This is a genomic window from Pseudoxanthomonas koreensis, from assembly GCF_041890415.1.
GTDB classification, from domain to species: domain Bacteria; phylum Pseudomonadota; class Gammaproteobacteria; order Xanthomonadales; family Xanthomonadaceae; genus Pseudoxanthomonas; species Pseudoxanthomonas koreensis_A.
The window spans coordinates 108,485-124,419 of the sequence record NZ_CP169056.1 but is presented as its reverse complement, the minus strand read 5'-3'; the positions used below and the strand labels follow the sequence as shown (position 1 = coordinate 124,419).

Genomic DNA, 15,935 nt, shown 5'->3' with positions numbered 1-15,935 from the left:
GTCGGCGGGGCCAGGGAACGGCGCTTGGGGAGGAGCCCCGTTCCTAGATCTGCTCCAGGGGAAGGGAGTAGATCCGCGACAGGCGTTGCACCTGTCACGGGCTATATGACCACCGGAACCATTGATGGTTCGTGAAGAATCCGGGCCTCAAACGGAAAGATTTAGGATGGGTTCATGGGATTGTCACCGAGGATGTAAAGGCGCCGTGACGAGGTTCCGGAAAACCCTCGCAAGCACCTGATTCTCCGTCAGTGCGCCTCGTCCCAGTTGTCACCCACACCGCTGTCGACCACCAATGGGACGCTGAGTTGTGCAGCCGACACCATGCGCCGCCCGACCTCCTCCAGCAGCACCGGCACGAAGGCCTCCTCGGCCTCGAACACCAGCTCGTCGTGCACCTGCAGGATCATCAGCGCCGGGCTGCTGCCGCCGGCCCCGCCCAGCTCCCCCAGCCACGCGTCCACCGCCACCATCGCGCGCTTGATGATGTCCGCCGCGGTGCCCTGCATCGGCGCGTTGATCGCCGCGCGCTCGGCACCGGCACGCTGGGCCTGGTTGCGGGCGTTGATGTACTCCAGGTACAGGCGCCGGCCGGACACCGTTTCCACGTAGCCGCGTTCACGCGCCTGCTCGCGGGTGCGCTCCATGTAGTCGCGCACGCCCGGGTAGCGGCTGAAGTACAGGGCGATGTAGTCCTGCGCCTGGCCACGGCCGATGCCCAGCTGGCGGGCCAGGCCGAACGCCCCCATGCCGTACATCAGGCCGAAGTTGATCGCCTTGGCCGCGCGCCGTTCGTTGCCGGTGACCTCTTCCAGCGGCCGGGCGAAGACCTCGGCGGCGGTGGCGCGATGGATGTCGGCACCGGATTCGAACGCGCGCAGCAGGCCGGCGTCCTGGGACAGGTGGGCCATGATCCGCAGCTCGATCTGCGAATAGTCGCAGGCCACCAGCTTGCGCCCGGGCGGGGCGACGAAGGCGCGGCGGATGCGGCGGCCGTCGTCGGTGCGGATCGGGATGTTCTGCAGGTTCGGATCGGACGAGGACAGGCGCCCGGTGGCGGCGCCGGCCTGGTGGTAGCTGGTGTGCAGCCGGCCGGTATCCGGGTTGACCATCTCCGGCAGCTTGTCGGTGTAGGTGCCGCGCAGCTTGGCCAGGCCGCGGTACTCCAGGATCACCCGCGGCAACTCGTGCAGGTCGGCGATCGCCTCCAGCGCGTCTTCGTTGGTGCTGGGCTGGCCCTTGGGGGTCTTCACCAGCGCCGGCAGCTTCAGCTCCTCGAACAGCAGCGCCCCCAGCTGCTTGGGCGAATCCAGGTTGAACGTGCGCCCGGCCAGTTCGGTGGCGCGCTGCTGGGCGGCGAGCATGCGCTTGGACAGGTCGCCGCTCTGGCGGCGCAGCTCGTCCATGTCCACCTTCACCCCGTTGGCCTCGATCCGCTGCAACACCTGCACCAGCGGCATCTCGATCTGGCGGTAGACGTGTTCCAGCGACGGCTCGGCGGCCAGCCGCGGCGCCAGCACCCGGTGCAGGCGCAGGGTGATGTCGGCGTCCTCGGCGGCGTAGCGGGTGGCGTCGTCCAGCGCGCACTGGGAGAAGGGAATCTGCTTGGCGCCCTTGCCGCACAGGTCTTCGTACTTGAGGGTCTCGTAGCCCAGGTGGCGGCGGGCCAGGCTGTCCAGGTCATGGCGGGCGCTGCCCGCCTCCAGCACGAAACTCTGCAGCAGGGTGTCGTCGGCATACCCGGCCAGCGCCACGCCGTGGCGGCGCATGACGTGCAGGTCGTACTTGCCGTGCTGGCCCAGCTTGCGCACGCCCGGGTCCTCCAGCATCGGGCGCAGCAGCTCCAGCGCCCGGGTGCGGTCCAGCTGCGCCGGCACGCCGGGATAATCGTGCCCGAACGGCACGTAGGCGGCGTGGCCCGGCTCGGCGGCGAAACTCAGCCCCACCAGGGTGGCGCGCATCGGGTCCAGGCTGTCGGTCTCGGTATCGAAGGCGAAGCTGCCGGCGCGGCGCAGGGTCGCGATCCAGGCTTCCAGCTGGTCGATGGTGGTCACGGCCTCGTACCGGCCCGGCACCGACAGCGCTGGATCGACCGCCACCGGAGTCACCGCCGCCGCCACGAAGCCGCCACCGCGCGCGCGCGCCGGTTCGCGCTCGGCAACCGCCGCCAGGCCTGCGCCGTCGCCGGCCAGCGACCCGGCCTCCAGTTCCTTCAGCGCCTGGTTGAAGCCATAGCGCCCGTACAGCACGCGCAACTCGTCCACATGCGGGTCGCGCAGGCGCAGGGTGTCGGGCGCGCGCCCCACCGGCACGTCGGTCCTGATCGTCACCAGCTCGCGGTTGAGCGGCAAACGTGCCAGCGCCGCGCGCAGGTTGTCGCCCACCTTGCCCTTGATCGCGTCGGCGTTGTCGATCACCCCGTCCAGCGAGCCGTACTGGCCCAGCCACTTGGCCGCGGTCTTGGGCCCGCACTTGTCCACGCCGGGCACGTTGTCGATGGCATCGCCCATCAACGCCAGCAGGTCGACGATGCGCGCGGCCGGCACGCCGAACTTCTCCACCACCGCCGCGTCCGATTCGGTGCGGCTGCCGCTCATGGTGTTGACCAGGGCGATGGACCCGCCACCGGCGCCAGGCTCGCGGACCAGCTGGGCGAAGTCCTTGTCGCCGGTGGAGATGGTCACCTGCATCCCGGCATCGGCGGCCTGCACCGCCAGGGTGCCGATCACGTCGTCGGCCTCTACCCCGTCCACCCGCAGGATATCGATGCCCAGCGCGTGCACGATCTCGCACATGGGCTGCACCTGCGCGCGCAGCTCGTCGGGCATGGGCGGGCGGTTGGCCTTGTAGTCCGGATAGAGGTCGTCGCGGAAGGTCTTGCCGGGCGCATCGACCACGAAGGCCACGTAATCGGGCTTTTCCTTCAGGGTGGCGCGCAGCATGTTGACCACGCCGAACAGCGCCCCGGTCGGTTCGCCGGCCGCGTTGGTCAGCGGCGGCAGGGCATGGAAGGCGCGGTAGAGGTAGCTGGAACCGTCGATCAGTACGAGGCGCGTCATCCGCGCATTCTAGCGGCGCCGGACGCGCCCGCGACCCTGCGCTGACGGCGCCTGCCGCATAATGCCGGACCCATCCCCCGGAGGCACCGCCATGCGCATGTCGATCCTGTCCGCCGCAGCCCTGGCCGCCGGCCTGTCCCTGGGCGGCTGCGCCACCACCGGCGACGCCCCGGTGGACGTGCGCGGCGCCGAGGTGGCCAGCCGCACCCTGGACAACGGCGACGTGCTGGAGGAGTACCGCGTGGGCGACCAGTTGCGCATGGTGAAGATCATCCCGTTGCGTGGCCCGGCCTACTACCTCTACGACCGCAACGGCGACGGCGTGCTCGACGCCGACGGCCGCGAGGAACTGCCGCAGGTGTACTGGAAATTGTTCGAGTGGTGATCGCCCCGCCGCCCCGGTAGCGGCGCACGGGCGTGCGGCATCCGACCCCGAATCCCCCACCAAGACGCATGGACACCAACGCCACCCCTCCACCCTCCGGCATCCGCCGCAGCGCCGTGTTCGGCTGGTTCGAGCGGCGCATCGACCCGTATCCGCCGGCACCGGTCACCCAGCCGCCGCGCTCGCTGTACGCCTTCTGCCGCCACTACACCCGTGGCACCGAGCCGTGGCTGGTGCTGATGGCGCTGCTGACCACGGCCATCGCCATCACCGAAGTATCGCTGTACGCGTTCACCGGCTCGATCGTGGACCGCCTGTCCAGCCATACCCCCGCCACCTTCCTGGCCGAGGAAGGCTGGAAATTCACGCTGATGGCGGCCGTGGTGCTGCTGCTGATGCCCGCGCTGAACCTGCTCAGCTCGCTGGTGATCCACCAGACCCTGCTGGGCAACTTCCCGATGCGCATCCGCTGGCGGGTACACCGCTACCTGCTGCGGCAGTCGATGGGCTACTTCCAGGACGAGTTTGCCGGGCGCATCGCGACCAAGCTGATGCAGACCTCGCTGGCCGTGCGCGAGACGGTGATCAAGCTGCTGGACGTGGGCAACTACGTGGTCGTGTACTTCGGCGGCGCGCTGCTGGTGGCTGCGGCGGCCGACTGGCGGCTGATGCTGCCGTTCGCCGGCTGGCTGCTGGCCTACGTGGCGCTGCTGCGTTTCGTGATCCCGCGCCTGAACCGGATCGCGCGCGAGCAGGCCGACGCGCGCTCGACCATGACCGGGCGGATCGTGGACAGCTACACCAACATCGCCACGGTCAAGCTGTTCTCGCACTCGCGGCGCGAGGAAGGCTATGCCCGCGATTCAATGGAGCAGTTCCTGGTCACGGTGCACAAGCAGATGCGCCTGGTCACCTTCGTCAACGTCAGCAACGATGCGCTGAACATGCTGTTGCTGTTCGCGGTGGCGGCCACCGGCATCGGCTTGTGGATGCAGGACGCCGCCAGCATCGGTGCGATCGCGGTGGCGATCGCCTTCGTGCTGCGCCTGATGGGCATGTCGCAATGGGTGATGTGGGAGATGTCGGCGCTGTTCGAGAACATCGGCACGGTGCAGGACGGGATCAACTCCATCGCCCTGCCGGCCACGGTTGACGACGCGCCGGACGCGACGCCGCTGCAGGACGTGCGCGGCGACATCGCGTTCGACCACGTGACCTTCCACTACGGCAAGCAGGGCGGGGTGATCGAAGGCCTGGACCTGTACATCCGCCCCGGCGAGAAGGTCGGCCTGGTCGGCCGTTCCGGCGCGGGCAAGTCCACCCTGGTCAACCTGCTGCTGCGCTTCTACGACCGCGAAGGCGGCAGCATCCGCATCGACGGCACCGATATCGCCACGGTGACCCAGGACTCGCTGCGCGCATCGATCGGCGTCGTCACCCAGGACACCTCGCTGCTGCACCGCTCGGTGCGCGACAACATCCTCTACGGCCGACCGGACGCCACCGAGGCGGAGATGGTCGAGGCAGCGCGCCAGGCCAACGCCCACGGATTCATCGCCGAACTGGTCGACGCCCACGGCCGCCACGGCTACGACGCCCAGGTCGGCGAGCGCGGGGTCAAGCTGTCCGGCGGCCAGCGCCAGCGCATCGCCATCGCCCGGGTGCTGCTGAAGAACGCGCCGATCCTGGTCCTGGACGAGGCAACCTCGGCGCTGGACTCGGAAGTGGAAGCGGTGATCCAGGAGAACCTGTACCGGCTGATGCAGGACAAGACGGTCATCGCCATCGCCCACCGCCTGTCCACGATCGCGGCGATGGACCGGCTGGTGGTGATGGATCAGGGCCGGATCGTCGAGCAGGGCACGCACGAACAGCTGCTGGCCCACGGCGGGCTGTATGCGCAGCTGTGGCAGCGCCAGTCCGGTGGCTTCCTCGAGCTGGGCGATCCGCCGGCCAGCTGAGCGGCGTTTGCGCAGCGCAGGCAGCACCATGCCCGCGCGGTCCATCGCAGGCTGCGTGCTATCCTGCGCGGCCTCCTTTGGGGAGTAGCCTGCTTCGCGCATCCTGCGCGCAGCGTCCGCGTCAACATACTCGGCCCGCCAACGCGGCCGTGGCGCGGACAACCCGGCAACGCCGGGCTGGCGAGACCAACGGCATGTCGATGCGCCCGAGGCTGGACGCCGGCACGCTGCGTCCGCTTCCGGCCCGGTTGTCACGATGAACCCGCTTTCCATCCTCCTGATCGGCCTGGCCATGTCCACCGACGCATTCGCCGCGGCGGTGGGCAGGGGCGCGGCGATGCGCCGGCCGCGCTTCCGCCAGGCGCTGCGTGCCGGCCTGATCTTCGGCGTGATCGAAGGCGTGACGCCCGTGATCGGCTGGCTGCTGGGCACGGCGGCGGCGCGCTACATCACCGTGCTCGACCACTGGATCGCCTTCACCGTGCTGTGCCTGCTCGGCCTGCACATGATCTGGAACGGCTGCAGGCCCGGCGCGCAGGACGCGCCGCAGCGGCACGGGTTCTGGGCGCTGGCCGCCACCGGCCTGGGCACCAGCATCGACGCCATGGCGATCGGCGTGAGCCTGGCGTTCCTCGACGTGCACATCGGCGTGGTCGCCGTGGTGATCGGCCTGTGCACCCTGGTCATGGTCACCATCGGGATCATGCTGGGCCGCGTGCTCGGCGCGCTGGCCGGCAAGCGCGCCGAAGTGGCCGGTGGCGTGATCATGATCGTGGTCGGTGCGGCGATCCTGTACGAGCACCTGTCCGGCGCGGCCTGAGCGCGCGGGCCGCGCTCAGCGCACCACCAGCACCGGCACGGTCGAATGCGACAGCACCGCCTGGGTCTGGCTGCCCAGCAGCACCCGGCCCAGCCCGCTGCGCCCGTGCGAGGCCATCACCACCAGGCCGGCCCCGTGTTCGGCGGCGGCGGCCACGATGACCTCGGATGGATAGCCCTCGGGCACGTGCACCGTGGTGCACGCAACGCCAAGCGCCGCTGCCTGCGCCGCGGCGGCCTCCAGGATCTGCTCGGCCGACTGCACGCAGCCCTGCCGGTATTCCTGCTGCAGCGAGGGATCGGCCGCCAACGCCACCGCATCGACGAAGGCCGGCGTCCACGGCTCGGTCACGGTCAGCACCAGCACCGGCGTGGACAACGCGGCCGCCAGGCGCAGGCCGTGCTGCAGCCCCCTGGCGGCCAGTTCCGAGCCGTCGGTGGCGATCAGGATGCGGTCGTACATGGCGCTCTCCGGCATGGGCACACGCGGACCATTGCACACCCGCCGGCGCACCGGGGCAACCGCGCAGGTTGCGGCCAGGGTCAGCGAACGCGCGTCGCTACAGCGGCTGCAGGTTGGCGAAAGCCAGCACCAGCCACTTGCTGCCGGCCTCGTCGAAGTTCACCTGCACCCGCGCGTGGGCGCCGCTGCCCTCGTAATCGGTGACCACGCCACGGCCGAAGCTGGCGTGCATCACGCCCTGGCCCAGTTGCAGCGCCGGCATCTCGATGGCCGGGTGCGCCATGCGCGGCGGCGCGGCCATCGGCCGGGCCACCTGCACCCGCGGACGCACCTCGTTGAGCAGGTGGCCGGGGATCTCGCGCAGGAAGCGCGATGGCATGCCGTACATGTCCGTGCCATGGATGCGCCGGGTCTCGGCATAGGTCATCACCAGCTTGTGCCGGGCGCGGGTGATGCCCACGTAGGCCAGGCGTCGTTCCTCCTCCAGGCGGCCGGATTCCTCCAGCGACTTGCTGCTGGGGAACACGCCTTCCTCCACGCCGACCAGGAACACCAGCGGGAACTCCAGGCCCTTGGCCGAATGCAGGGTCATCAGCTGCACCCCGTCCTCGTCGGCCTGGGCCTGGCCTTCGCCGGCCTCCAGTGCCGCGTAGGACAGGAATGCGACCAGTTCGCTCATGCTTTCCTGGTCATCGTCCAGCTCGGCGCGCGAGAAGCGCGAAGCCACCGATACCAGTTCGTCCAGGTTCTCCAGCCGCGACTCGGCATCGAGCTGGCCGCGCGCTTCGCGCGACCAGTGCTCGCGCAGGTTCGAGCGCGCCAGCACGTGGTCCACCCTGTCCTTCAGGTCCAGGTCGGTGGTTTCCGCATCCAGCACTTCGATCAGCGACAGGAAGCCGGCTACGGCATTACGCGCGCGCGCGGCCAGCGCGTTCTCCGACACCAGCGCGCTGGCCGCGTCCCACAGCGACTGCGCACGTTCGCGGGCGCGCCGGCGCACTTCGTCCAGGGTGCGGTCGCCGATGCCGCGCGCAGGCGTGTTGACCGCGCGCTCGAACGCGGCGTCGTCGGCGCGGCTGGCCACCAGGCGCAGGTAGGCCAGGGTGTCCTTGACCTCGGCACGCTCGAAAAAGCGCATGCCCCCGTACACCCGGTATGGCACCTGCTCGGCCAGCAGCACCTCTTCCAGCGCGCGCGACTGCGCGTTGCTGCGGTAGAGCACCGCTGCCTCGCCCCAGCTGCCGCCGTCGCGCACCCACTGGCGGATGCGCTCGACCACGAAGCGCGCCTCGTCCATCTCGTTGTAGGCCGCGTACACGTCCACCGGATCGCCTTCGCCGCTGTCGGTCCACAACTGCTTGCCGATGCGGTCCGGGTTGTGCGCGATCACCGCATTGGCGGCGTTGAGGATGTTGGCGGTGGATCGGTAGTTCTGTTCCAGGCGGATGGTCTGCGCGCCGGGGAAGTCACGCAGGAACTGCTGCACGTTCTCGACCTTGGCACCACGCCAGCCGTAGATGGCCTGGTCGTCGTCGCCGACCACGAACACCCGGCCGGCACTGCCATCATCAGCGGAACCGGCCAGCACTCGCACGAATGCGTACTGGATCGCGTTGGTGTCCTGGAACTCGTCCACCAGCAGGTCGCGGAAGCGGGTGCGGTAATGCGCCAGCAGGGCCGGAGTGTCGCGCAGCAACTCGTGCGCACGCAGCAGCAGCTCGGCGAAATCGACCAGGCCGGCGCGGTCGCAGCGCTCCTGGTACAGCGCGTAGGCACGGCGCAGGGCATCGGTCCACGGGTCGTCGCCAGGCTGGATGTGCTGCGGGCGGCGGCCTTCGTCCTTCTGCGCGTTGATCCACCAGGCGATCTGCCGCGGCGGGAAGCGGCCGTCGTCCAGCTCCAGCTGCTGGGCCACGCGCTTGACCAGGCGCAACTGGTCGTCGCTGTCGAGCACCTGGAACGCCTGCGGCAGGTGCGCCTCGTTCCAGTGCAGGCGCAGCAGGCGGTGGGCGATGCCGTGGAAGGTGCCGATCCACATCCCGCGCGCGCCATTGCGCAACTGCGCGTCGGCACGCGCGCGCATCTCGCCGGCGGCCTTGTTGGTGAAGGTGACGGCGAGGATGCCGTGCGCCGGCACGCCCAGGACTTCATTGAGCCAGGCGATGCGGTGGGTCAGGACCCGGGTCTTGCCGGAGCCGGCGCCGGCCAGTACCAGGTAATGCCCCGGCGGGGCGGAAACGGCCTCGCGCTGTGCGGCGTTGAGGTCGTCGAGCAGGTGTGAGACATCCATCCGCCCATTCTACCGGCGACCACGCGACACCGAATGGCCGCGAGTTCCACCCATACGCGCGGTCGCCCGCAAGACGGGCTCCTACAAACAACAACAGCCGTGCCGCCCCACCTGTAGGAGCCGGCCTCGCCGGCGACCACGCGACACCGAATGGCCGCGAGTTCCACCCATACGCGCGGTCGCCCGCAAGACGGGCTCCTACAAACAACAACAGCCGTGCCGCCCCACCTGCAGGAGCCGGCCTCGCCGGCGACCACGCGACACCGAACAGCCGCGAGTTCCACCCACGCGCGCGGTCGCCCGCAAGACGGGCTCCTACAGTGTGGCCTGCTCGCGCTTGTGGCTGGTGTGGGTCATCAGCTTGTCGGTCCAGGCGATGCCCAGCGCCGAGAGGATGAACACGATATGGATCACCGTCTGCCACAGCACGCCGTCGGTGGTCAGTGCGGTGCAGCGCGCCGCGCCGACGTTGGAGGCGGCGGTGGCCACCAGTTCCGGCGGGCAGAACGGCAGCCCGTTCAAGGTACCGGCGGCGATGAAGGTCTTGAGCAGGTGGATGGAGGAGATGCCGATGATGGCCATGGCCAGCTTCACCTTCAGCACCGAGGCATTCACGTGGCTCAACCATTCAGGCTGGTCGGGGTGGCCCTCCAGGCGCAGGCGCGAAACGAAGGTCTCGTAGCCACCCACGATCACCATCACCAGCAGGTTGGAGATCATCACCACGTCGATCAGGCCCAGCACGATCAGCATGATCTGCTGCTCACCCATGGCCGGTGCATCGTGGATCAGGTGCCACAGCTCCTTGGCGAACAGGAACACGTACACGCACTGGGCCACGATCAGCCCCAGGTACAGCGGCAGCTGCAGCCAGCGCGAGGCGAAGATCAGGGTGGACAGCGGGCTGAGGCGGTACGGAGCAGCGGAGGTGGATGCGGGCGGCAGCGACATGGGGCGGTCCGGCGGAAAAAAGACGGCGCAGGTTAACGGCAGCGCCCACCCCTGCCAAGCGCCGGGCAGGCCTACACTGGTGGCAAATCCATGACGCAGGAGCGCCCCATGATCGACCTGTACTACTGGCCCACACCCAACGGCCACAAGATCACCCTGTTCCTGGAAGAAGCGGGCCTGGCCTACACCATCAAGCCGGTGGACATCGGCAAGGGCGACCAGTTCCAGCCGCAGTTCCTGGCGTTTTCGCCCAACAACAAGATGCCGGCCATCATCGACCACGAGCCCAATGACCTGGGCGAGCCGGTGAGCGTGTTCGAGTCCGGCGCGATCCTGCAGTACCTGGCCGGCAAGACCGGGCGCTTCGGCGGCAGCAACGCGCGCCAGACCCTGGAAGTGAACCAGTGGCTGATGTGGCAGGTGGCCGGGCAGGGCCCGATGACCGGCCAGTACGGCCACTTCACCACCTACGCGCCAGAGAAGATCGACTACGCCATCGACCGCTACAGCCGCGAGGTGCAACGCCTGCTGGGCGTGCTCGATGCGCGCTTGGCCGGACGCGCCTTCATCGCCGGCGACGACTACACCATCGCCGACATGGCCACTTATCCGTGGATCAACCCGTACACCAGGGCTCCGCTGGACCTGGCCCCCTACCCGGAGCTGCGCCGCTGGCACGCCAGCATCGCCGCGCGCCCGGCCACCGGGCGCGCCTACGCACTGACCGCCAAGGTGAACCCGGATGCCGGCAAGCCGCTCACCGAGGAGCAGCGCAGGCAGTTGTTCGGGCGTTGACCTGGGCGGCGCTGCGCAGCTGCGCAGCTGTCGCCTTCATCCGGTGGTGCGCGCCGCCAGTTGCATTGCATACCCCGCCCACATGGCCACCAGCAACAGGAAGCCCGGCAGGAAGGCCGCGAGGCGATGCATGACCCGGTTATAGGTGCAGTGGATGAGGCTGTGCGCGACACGCAACGCCACATACACCCACGCCGCCGCCGCCAGCCATCCGGGCACGAACCCCATGCCCACCGCCATGGCCACCAGCGCGTAGAACAGCACCGGCGTCTCGAAAAGATTGCGGAAGTTGTCGGCCGCCTGCGAGTTCTCCAGCCGGGCGGCCATCGCCCCTGCCGTCGCCACCGCCTGCGGATGTATGCGCCGCGCCTTCATTTCACGGATACGCGTCACCAGCATCGTGACGGCGACCGCGGCCGTCAGCAGGATCATCGCGACGGCGGCATACACAAGGGACAGGGCGTTGGCGGACATGGCGGGGCCTTTGTGTGGCCGGGCCGTGCCGGCCCGGATGCCCAGTGTATGCGCCCGGTCACCGCCCGGCGCGGCCCGGCTGCCTACAATGCCGCATGACCTTTGTCCGGACCCTGCCATGCGCCCGCACCTGTTCACGGCACTCGCCTCGCCGTTGCTGCTCGCCGTCGCCATGACCCTGCCTCCCGCGACATCCAGCGCCGCACCGGCGCCCGGGCGGCTGACCCTGGAGGCCATCACCGGCAGCGCACCGCTGTCCGGGCCGACCCTGATGAAGCCGAAGGTGGCGCCGGATGGCAGCCGCGTGACGTTCCTGCGCGGCAAGGAAGACGATCGCAACCGGCTGGACCTGTGGGAATACGACGTGGCCAGCGGGCAGACCCGGTTGCTGGTGGATTCGCGCGTGGTGCTGCCCGGTGACGAGGTGCTCAGCGAGGCGGAGAAGGCGCGGCGCGAGCGCCAGCGCATCGCCGCCTATTCGGGCATCGTCGATTATCAGTGGGCGCCGGATGGCAAGGCGCTGCTGTTCCCGCTGGGCGGCGAGCTGTACCTGTACGACCTGGCCAGTGACGGCGCCGATGTGGTGCGCAAGCTGACCTCCGGCAAGGGCTTTGCCACCGATCCGAAGCTGTCCCCACGCGGCGGCTACGCCAGCTTCGTGCGCGAGCGCGACCTGTGGGTGATCGACCTGCGCAGCGGCCGCGAAATCCGCCTGACCCGCGATGCCAGCGCCACGATAGCCAGCGGCGTGGCCGAGTTCGTGGCCGACGAGGAGATGGGCCGCCACACCGGCTACTGGTGGGCGCCGGACGACAGCGCCATCGCCTTCGTCCGCATCGACGAATCGCCAGTGCCGGTGCGCAAGCGCTACGAGGTGTATCCGGACCGCACCGACGTGATCGAGCAGCGCTACCCCGCCGCCGGCGAACCCAACGTGCAGGTGCGCCTGGGCGTGGTCGCGCCGCGCAGCGGGGCGCGGGCGCGCTGGATCGAACTGGGCCCGGAGCAGGACATCTACCTGGCGCGGGTGGACTGGCGCGATCCGCGGCGGCTCACCTTCCAGCGCCAGTCGCGCGACCAGCGCACGCTGGAGCTGGTGGAGACAACCGTGGCCACCGGCGCGCAGCGGGTGCTGCTGACCGAGACGTCCGACACTTGGGTGCCGCTGCACGACGCGCTGCGCTTCCTGCCCGATGGCCGCTTCGTGTGGTCGTCCGAGCGCAGCGGCTACCAGCACCTGTACCTGGCCTCGGAGGACGGCACCACCCTGACCCCGCTCACCAGCGGCCAGTGGGTGGTGGACGACCTGCTGGCGGTGGACCCGGAGGCCGGCTGGGCGTGGTTCACCGGGACCGCCGAATCGCCGCTGGAAAAGCACGTGTACCGCGTGCCGCTGGCCGGCGGCGCAGTGGAGAAGCTCTCCCGGGAGTCCGGCATGCACGCACCCGGCTTCGCGCGCAACGCCAGCGTCTACGTGGACCACTGGTCCAGCGACCGCACCCCGCCGCAGATCGAGCTGTTCGCCAGCGACGGCACCCGCCTGGCCACCTTGCTGCGCAACGACCCGACCGATTCGGATCACCCATATGCGCGCTACCTCGGCGCGCACCGGCCGGTGGAGTTCGGCACCCTGGTCGCGGCCGACGGCGCCACGCCGCTGCACTACAGCCTGGTCCGGCCGGCGCGCTTCAACCCGCGCAGGAAATATCCGGTGGTGGTGTACGTGTACGGCGGCCCCGCGGCGCAGACCGTGACCCGTACCTGGCCGGCGCGCAGCGATGCGCTGTTCAACCAGTACCTGGCGCAACAGGGCTATGTGGTGTTCTCGCTGGACAACCGCGGCACCCCGCGCCGCGGGCGCGACTTCGGTGGCGCGCTGCATGGCCGCCAGGGCACGGTGGAGGTGGACGACCAGCTGCGCGGGATCGCATGGCTGAAGTCGCAACCGTGGGTGGACCCGGCACGGATCGGCGTGCATGGCTGGTCCAACGGCGGCTACATGACCCTGATGCTGCTGGCCCGCACCGACGCCTATGCCTGCGGCGTGGCCGGTGCACCGGTCAGCGACTGGGCGCTGTACGACACCCATTACACCGAGCGCTACATGGGCCTGCCGGCGGCCAACCCCGACGGTTACCGCGACGCGCGCGTGCTGCAGCACGTCGACGGCCTGGCCGGTGCGGACGTGCCGAAGCTGCTGCTGGTGCACGGCATGGCCGACGACAACGTGCTGTTCACCAACACCACCGCGGTGATGGCCGCGCTGCAGCAGCGCGGGCAGCCGTTCGAACTGATGGCCTACCCCGGCGCCAAGCACGGCCTTGCGGGCAAGGACGCGCTGCACCGCTACCGGCTGACGGAGGACTTCTTCAACCGCTGCCTGAAGCCGTAGCGCCAACCGTTGCCGCCGGCCTTGCCGGCGACCCGGAGCAATCGCAGCACCTGTCTTGCCGACACGCGACCACGCCCCTGCAGGAGCCGGTCTTGCCGGCGACCTGGCAGACCAACGGCATCCGGCGGCGGCACCGCGGCGGTGGCCCGCGCCGCGGTCGCCGGCAAGGCCGGCTCCTGCAAATGCGCCGCAATCGACTGGCCCGCTATGGCGCGGCTTGCACCGCGTCCGGCGGGACCCAGATGGCCATGCCGGCCGCTTTCTTCTGGGTGGTGGGGATGCCGACGCTCAGCCCACCGGCGCTGTGACGGCCGTAGCTGCCGGCGCCCACCGACATGCCCAGTGGCGAGCCGGACGACCCCACCCCCATCAGCACCACGCCATTGGCGCCCAGCGCCGCGGCCTCGCGCTTGAGCCGGGCGATGGCCGCGTCGGTCTGGCCCTGGGTGCCGAAGCCGACCGCGCTGGAGGCTTCAAGCTGGGCGATCTCCTGCGAGCCGGGCGGTGGCACTGCATACAGCTGCACCTGGGCCGGGTCGACCGGAGGACGGGCCGGGGCCAGCATCACCCGCGAGACACCGGCACAACCGGCAAGGCCCGGCACGGCCAGCAGGACGGCTAGGACAAGGGTCAGGGCGCGCATCGTCGGCTCCCGGCAGGACGTGCGGGCATCTTCCGGCGGTGCGGGTGAACGGCCTGCGAACCGCGCCCGCGCGCACGCCGGCCCAACCGGCAAGGCCGCGCCAGTGGCGCCGGCATACCCGTGCGTATTCTTTACCCCCGTGCACAGGTCTGACACGATCCGGGTCCGCCACGCCGGGGCCGTGCCACCTGCACGACTGCGCAGCACCATGCCCGCGCCGTCCGGCCTGGCGTCACCGCCGCAGGGGGAGCGGCAGCCCACACCGCCCGTCAGAAGGACCCGACTCCATGGAACACGTGCCCGCCTCGGTGCTCGACCGCGTCTGCAACCCGGCCACCCCCACTGCCATCGACCAGTTGCTGCACATGCAGAACCGGATGGACCCGGCGCGTGCCCAGGAGATCGCCGCGGCCATCGAAAGTGCACCGGGCCTGCGCCGGATGCTGGAGCAGGCACACGCCAACGGCGACCTGGCGATGATCGCGGTCGACAAGCCCGGCACCGGCCGCGGCGCCGGCACCTACAGCATGCGCGAGCGCGAGATCTTCCTGCAGCCCGGGCCGTTCCAGGCGGCGGCCGACCCGGCAAGCGGCTTCGGCCGCCAGGAGTTGCACGACTCGCTGGTAATGACCCTGGCCCAGCAGGCGTCGCTGGCCACCGGCCGCGCGCAGACCCTGGCCGATGACAGGGCATTCCGCCAGCAGGTGCGGGACGGCCTGGAGCGTGGCGCCGGACAGCAGGACGTCGACTTCACCGGCGCGGTGCGCGCGCGCCTGGACGCATTCCGCAACCAGGCCGCCGAGGCCGGGGGCGCGGCGTTCAACGCGCTGTCGGAGCGGATCGCCCGGGACATCGGGCAAGCGCCGGACGAGGCGACCCTGGCGCGCCGCGCCAGCGCGGCCGGTGCGCCGTGCATGAAGGAAGCCGCCGCTCCGGGCCGCCTGCCCGCCGGGCTGTCGCTGGATGCGCAGGGCCAGGTGCCGGCCAGCCAGCGCGAAGCACTGGCCCGCTGCCACTTCGACAGCCCGCACGTGCGCCTGGGGCCGGCGGCCAACGCCGACCACCGCAACTACGCCGCCTCGCACATCCTGAGCAACCTCCAGTACGAGCTGCGCAATGCCGGCCGCGACGACCAGGCCGTGCGCATCGACATGCGGGATCTGGGCCTGGACGCGCGCCGGATCAAGGACGTCGGCGTGTATTTCGGCTTCCCGGGGCGCGACCTGGAGGTGCTGGACCAGGGCAGCGGCCAGCGCACGCGGTTCCTGCAGAACCGGCACATTCCGGTGGACAACGGCATGGTGCTGCCGTCCAGGCGCGACCCGCTTGGCGCCGTGGACACCGGCGCGGCGGCCTCCGATCCGCTGCAGCGGCACGTTCGCCAGGCACTCGAGGCGCAACTGCCGGACGGCGCCACCCTGCCCGACCTGCGGGTGGCGCAACTGACCGCGGCCGCGCGCCAGGCGGGCATCCAGCCGGGCGAGGCGATCAGCCTGGCCATGCACGAAGGCGGGCTGGTGATCCGCGGCAACCACCCCACCCACATGGCCCGGGTGGACCTGGACGCCACCCCGGCCGCGCACCAGGCGCAGCGCCCCGCGCAACACCACGCGCAGGAACACACCCCGCAGCTGCACGGCTGAGCACGCGCCGGCGCCGCCGGCCGTGCGGCGCCGGCGGCGTATCATGGAGGCCTGTCGAGG

At 70.3% G+C, this 15,935-nt stretch carries 12 protein-coding genes and 1 riboswitch; of the genes, 6 read left to right on the top strand and 6 right to left on the bottom strand.

The window, feature by feature from the left end; all coding sequences use genetic code 11:
- Positions 1-248: 248 nt before the first annotated feature.
- Entirely contained in the window at positions 249-3,059 is a 2,811-nt protein-coding gene (polA, locus tag ACEJ41_RS00555) for a DNA polymerase I (protein ID WP_374012865.1), read from the bottom strand.
- Positions 3,060-3,150: 91 nt separating this feature from the next.
- Here polA and ACEJ41_RS00550 point away from each other — a divergent pair, with 91 nt between their 5' ends.
- The 3 genes from ACEJ41_RS00550 (at position 3,151) to ACEJ41_RS00540 (ending at position 6,225) form a co-directional block, all read left to right on the top strand.
- On the top strand, positions 3,151-3,444 hold the full coding sequence (locus tag ACEJ41_RS00550; protein WP_374012864.1) for a DUF2782 domain-containing protein: 294 nt from the start codon (positions 3,151-3,153) through the stop codon (positions 3,442-3,444).
- A gap of 116 nt (positions 3,445-3,560) precedes the next feature.
- Positions 3,561-5,405 carry an ABC transporter ATP-binding protein gene (locus ACEJ41_RS00545; RefSeq protein WP_374014020.1) on the top strand — a complete coding sequence of 615 codons (1,845 nt, stop codon included), beginning with the start codon at positions 3,561-3,563 and terminating at the stop codon, positions 5,403-5,405.
- Between the two features lie 71 nt (positions 5,406-5,476).
- Positions 5,477-5,584: riboswitch (yybP-ykoY riboswitch) on the top strand.
- A gap of 77 nt (positions 5,585-5,661) precedes the next feature.
- Positions 5,662-6,225: a manganese efflux pump MntP family protein gene (locus ACEJ41_RS00540; protein WP_374012863.1), complete on the top strand. Its 564-nt coding sequence runs from the start codon at positions 5,662-5,664 to the stop codon at positions 6,223-6,225.
- A 15-nt stretch (positions 6,226-6,240) separates the two neighbouring features.
- Here ACEJ41_RS00540 and ACEJ41_RS00535 read toward each other — a convergent pair whose 3' ends face one another.
- From ACEJ41_RS00535 to ACEJ41_RS00525, 3 genes are all read right to left on the bottom strand, one after another.
- Entirely contained in the window at positions 6,241-6,687 is a 447-nt protein-coding gene (locus ACEJ41_RS00535; protein WP_374012862.1) for a universal stress protein, read from the bottom strand.
- Between the two features lie 97 nt (positions 6,688-6,784).
- The gene (gene uvrD / locus ACEJ41_RS00530; RefSeq protein ID WP_374012861.1) at positions 6,785-8,977 is read right to left on the bottom strand and encodes a DNA helicase II; all 2,193 of its coding nucleotides are present in this window, start codon (positions 8,975-8,977) and stop codon (positions 6,785-6,787) included.
- 315 nt (positions 8,978-9,292) lie between these two features.
- Entirely contained in the window at positions 9,293-9,928 is a 636-nt protein-coding gene (locus ACEJ41_RS00525) for a TIGR00645 family protein (protein ID WP_374012860.1), read from the bottom strand.
- Positions 9,929-10,036: 108 nt separating this feature from the next.
- Between ACEJ41_RS00525 and ACEJ41_RS00520 the strand changes: the two genes are divergently transcribed.
- Entirely contained in the window at positions 10,037-10,723 is a 687-nt protein-coding gene (locus ACEJ41_RS00520) for a glutathione binding-like protein (protein ID WP_374012859.1), read from the top strand.
- Positions 10,724-10,759: 36 nt separating this feature from the next.
- On the opposite strand, the gene ACEJ41_RS00515 is transcribed toward ACEJ41_RS00520, so the two are convergent.
- The gene (locus ACEJ41_RS00515; protein ID WP_374012858.1) at positions 10,760-11,197 is read right to left on the bottom strand and encodes an MAPEG family protein; all 438 of its coding nucleotides are present in this window, start codon (positions 11,195-11,197) and stop codon (positions 10,760-10,762) included.
- A 172-nt stretch (positions 11,198-11,369) separates the two neighbouring features.
- Here ACEJ41_RS00515 and ACEJ41_RS00510 point away from each other — a divergent pair, with 172 nt between their 5' ends.
- Positions 11,370-13,589 (top strand): DPP IV N-terminal domain-containing protein, encoded by a 2,220-nt coding sequence (locus ACEJ41_RS00510; protein ID WP_374014019.1) that lies wholly within the window; start codon positions 11,370-11,372, stop codon positions 13,587-13,589.
- Positions 13,590-13,794: 205 nt separating this feature from the next.
- On the opposite strand, the gene ACEJ41_RS00505 is transcribed toward ACEJ41_RS00510, so the two are convergent.
- Entirely contained in the window at positions 13,795-14,232 is a 438-nt protein-coding gene (locus ACEJ41_RS00505; protein WP_374012857.1) for a hypothetical protein, read from the bottom strand.
- Positions 14,233-14,519: 287 nt separating this feature from the next.
- Here ACEJ41_RS00505 and ACEJ41_RS00500 point away from each other — a divergent pair, with 287 nt between their 5' ends.
- Complete coding sequence (locus ACEJ41_RS00500; RefSeq protein ID WP_374012856.1) at positions 14,520-15,875, top strand: hypothetical protein; 1,356 nt, start codon at positions 14,520-14,522, stop codon at positions 15,873-15,875.
- Positions 15,876-15,935 lie beyond the last annotated feature (60 nt).

Bases quoted from the DNA above. Each gene is read 5' to 3' on its own strand.
- ACEJ41_RS00540 (WP_374012863.1), top strand. From the start codon at position 5,662: ATGAACCCGCTTTCCATCCTCCTGATCGGCCTGGCCATGTCCACCGAC.
- ACEJ41_RS00520 (WP_374012859.1), top strand. From the start codon at position 10,037: ATGATCGACCTGTACTACTGGCCCACACCCAACGGCCACAAGATCACC.
- ACEJ41_RS00535 (WP_374012862.1), bottom strand. From the start codon at position 6,687: ATGTACGACCGCATCCTGATCGCCACCGACGGCTCGGAACTGGCCGCC.
- polA (WP_374012865.1), bottom strand. From the start codon at position 3,059: ATGACGCGCCTCGTACTGATCGACGGTTCCAGCTACCTCTACCGCGCC.
- ACEJ41_RS00500 (WP_374012856.1), top strand. From the start codon at position 14,520: ATGGAACACGTGCCCGCCTCGGTGCTCGACCGCGTCTGCAACCCGGCC.
- ACEJ41_RS00510 (WP_374014019.1), top strand. From the start codon at position 11,370: ATGACCCTGCCTCCCGCGACATCCAGCGCCGCACCGGCGCCCGGGCGG.
- uvrD (WP_374012861.1), bottom strand. From the start codon at position 8,977: ATGGATGTCTCACACCTGCTCGACGACCTCAACGCCGCACAGCGCGAG.
- ACEJ41_RS00525 (WP_374012860.1), bottom strand. From the start codon at position 9,928: ATGTCGCTGCCGCCCGCATCCACCTCCGCTGCTCCGTACCGCCTCAGC.
- ACEJ41_RS00550 (WP_374012864.1), top strand. From the start codon at position 3,151: ATGCGCATGTCGATCCTGTCCGCCGCAGCCCTGGCCGCCGGCCTGTCC.
- ACEJ41_RS00505 (WP_374012857.1), bottom strand. From the start codon at position 14,232: ATGCGCGCCCTGACCCTTGTCCTAGCCGTCCTGCTGGCCGTGCCGGGC.
- ACEJ41_RS00515 (WP_374012858.1), bottom strand. From the start codon at position 11,197: ATGTCCGCCAACGCCCTGTCCCTTGTGTATGCCGCCGTCGCGATGATC.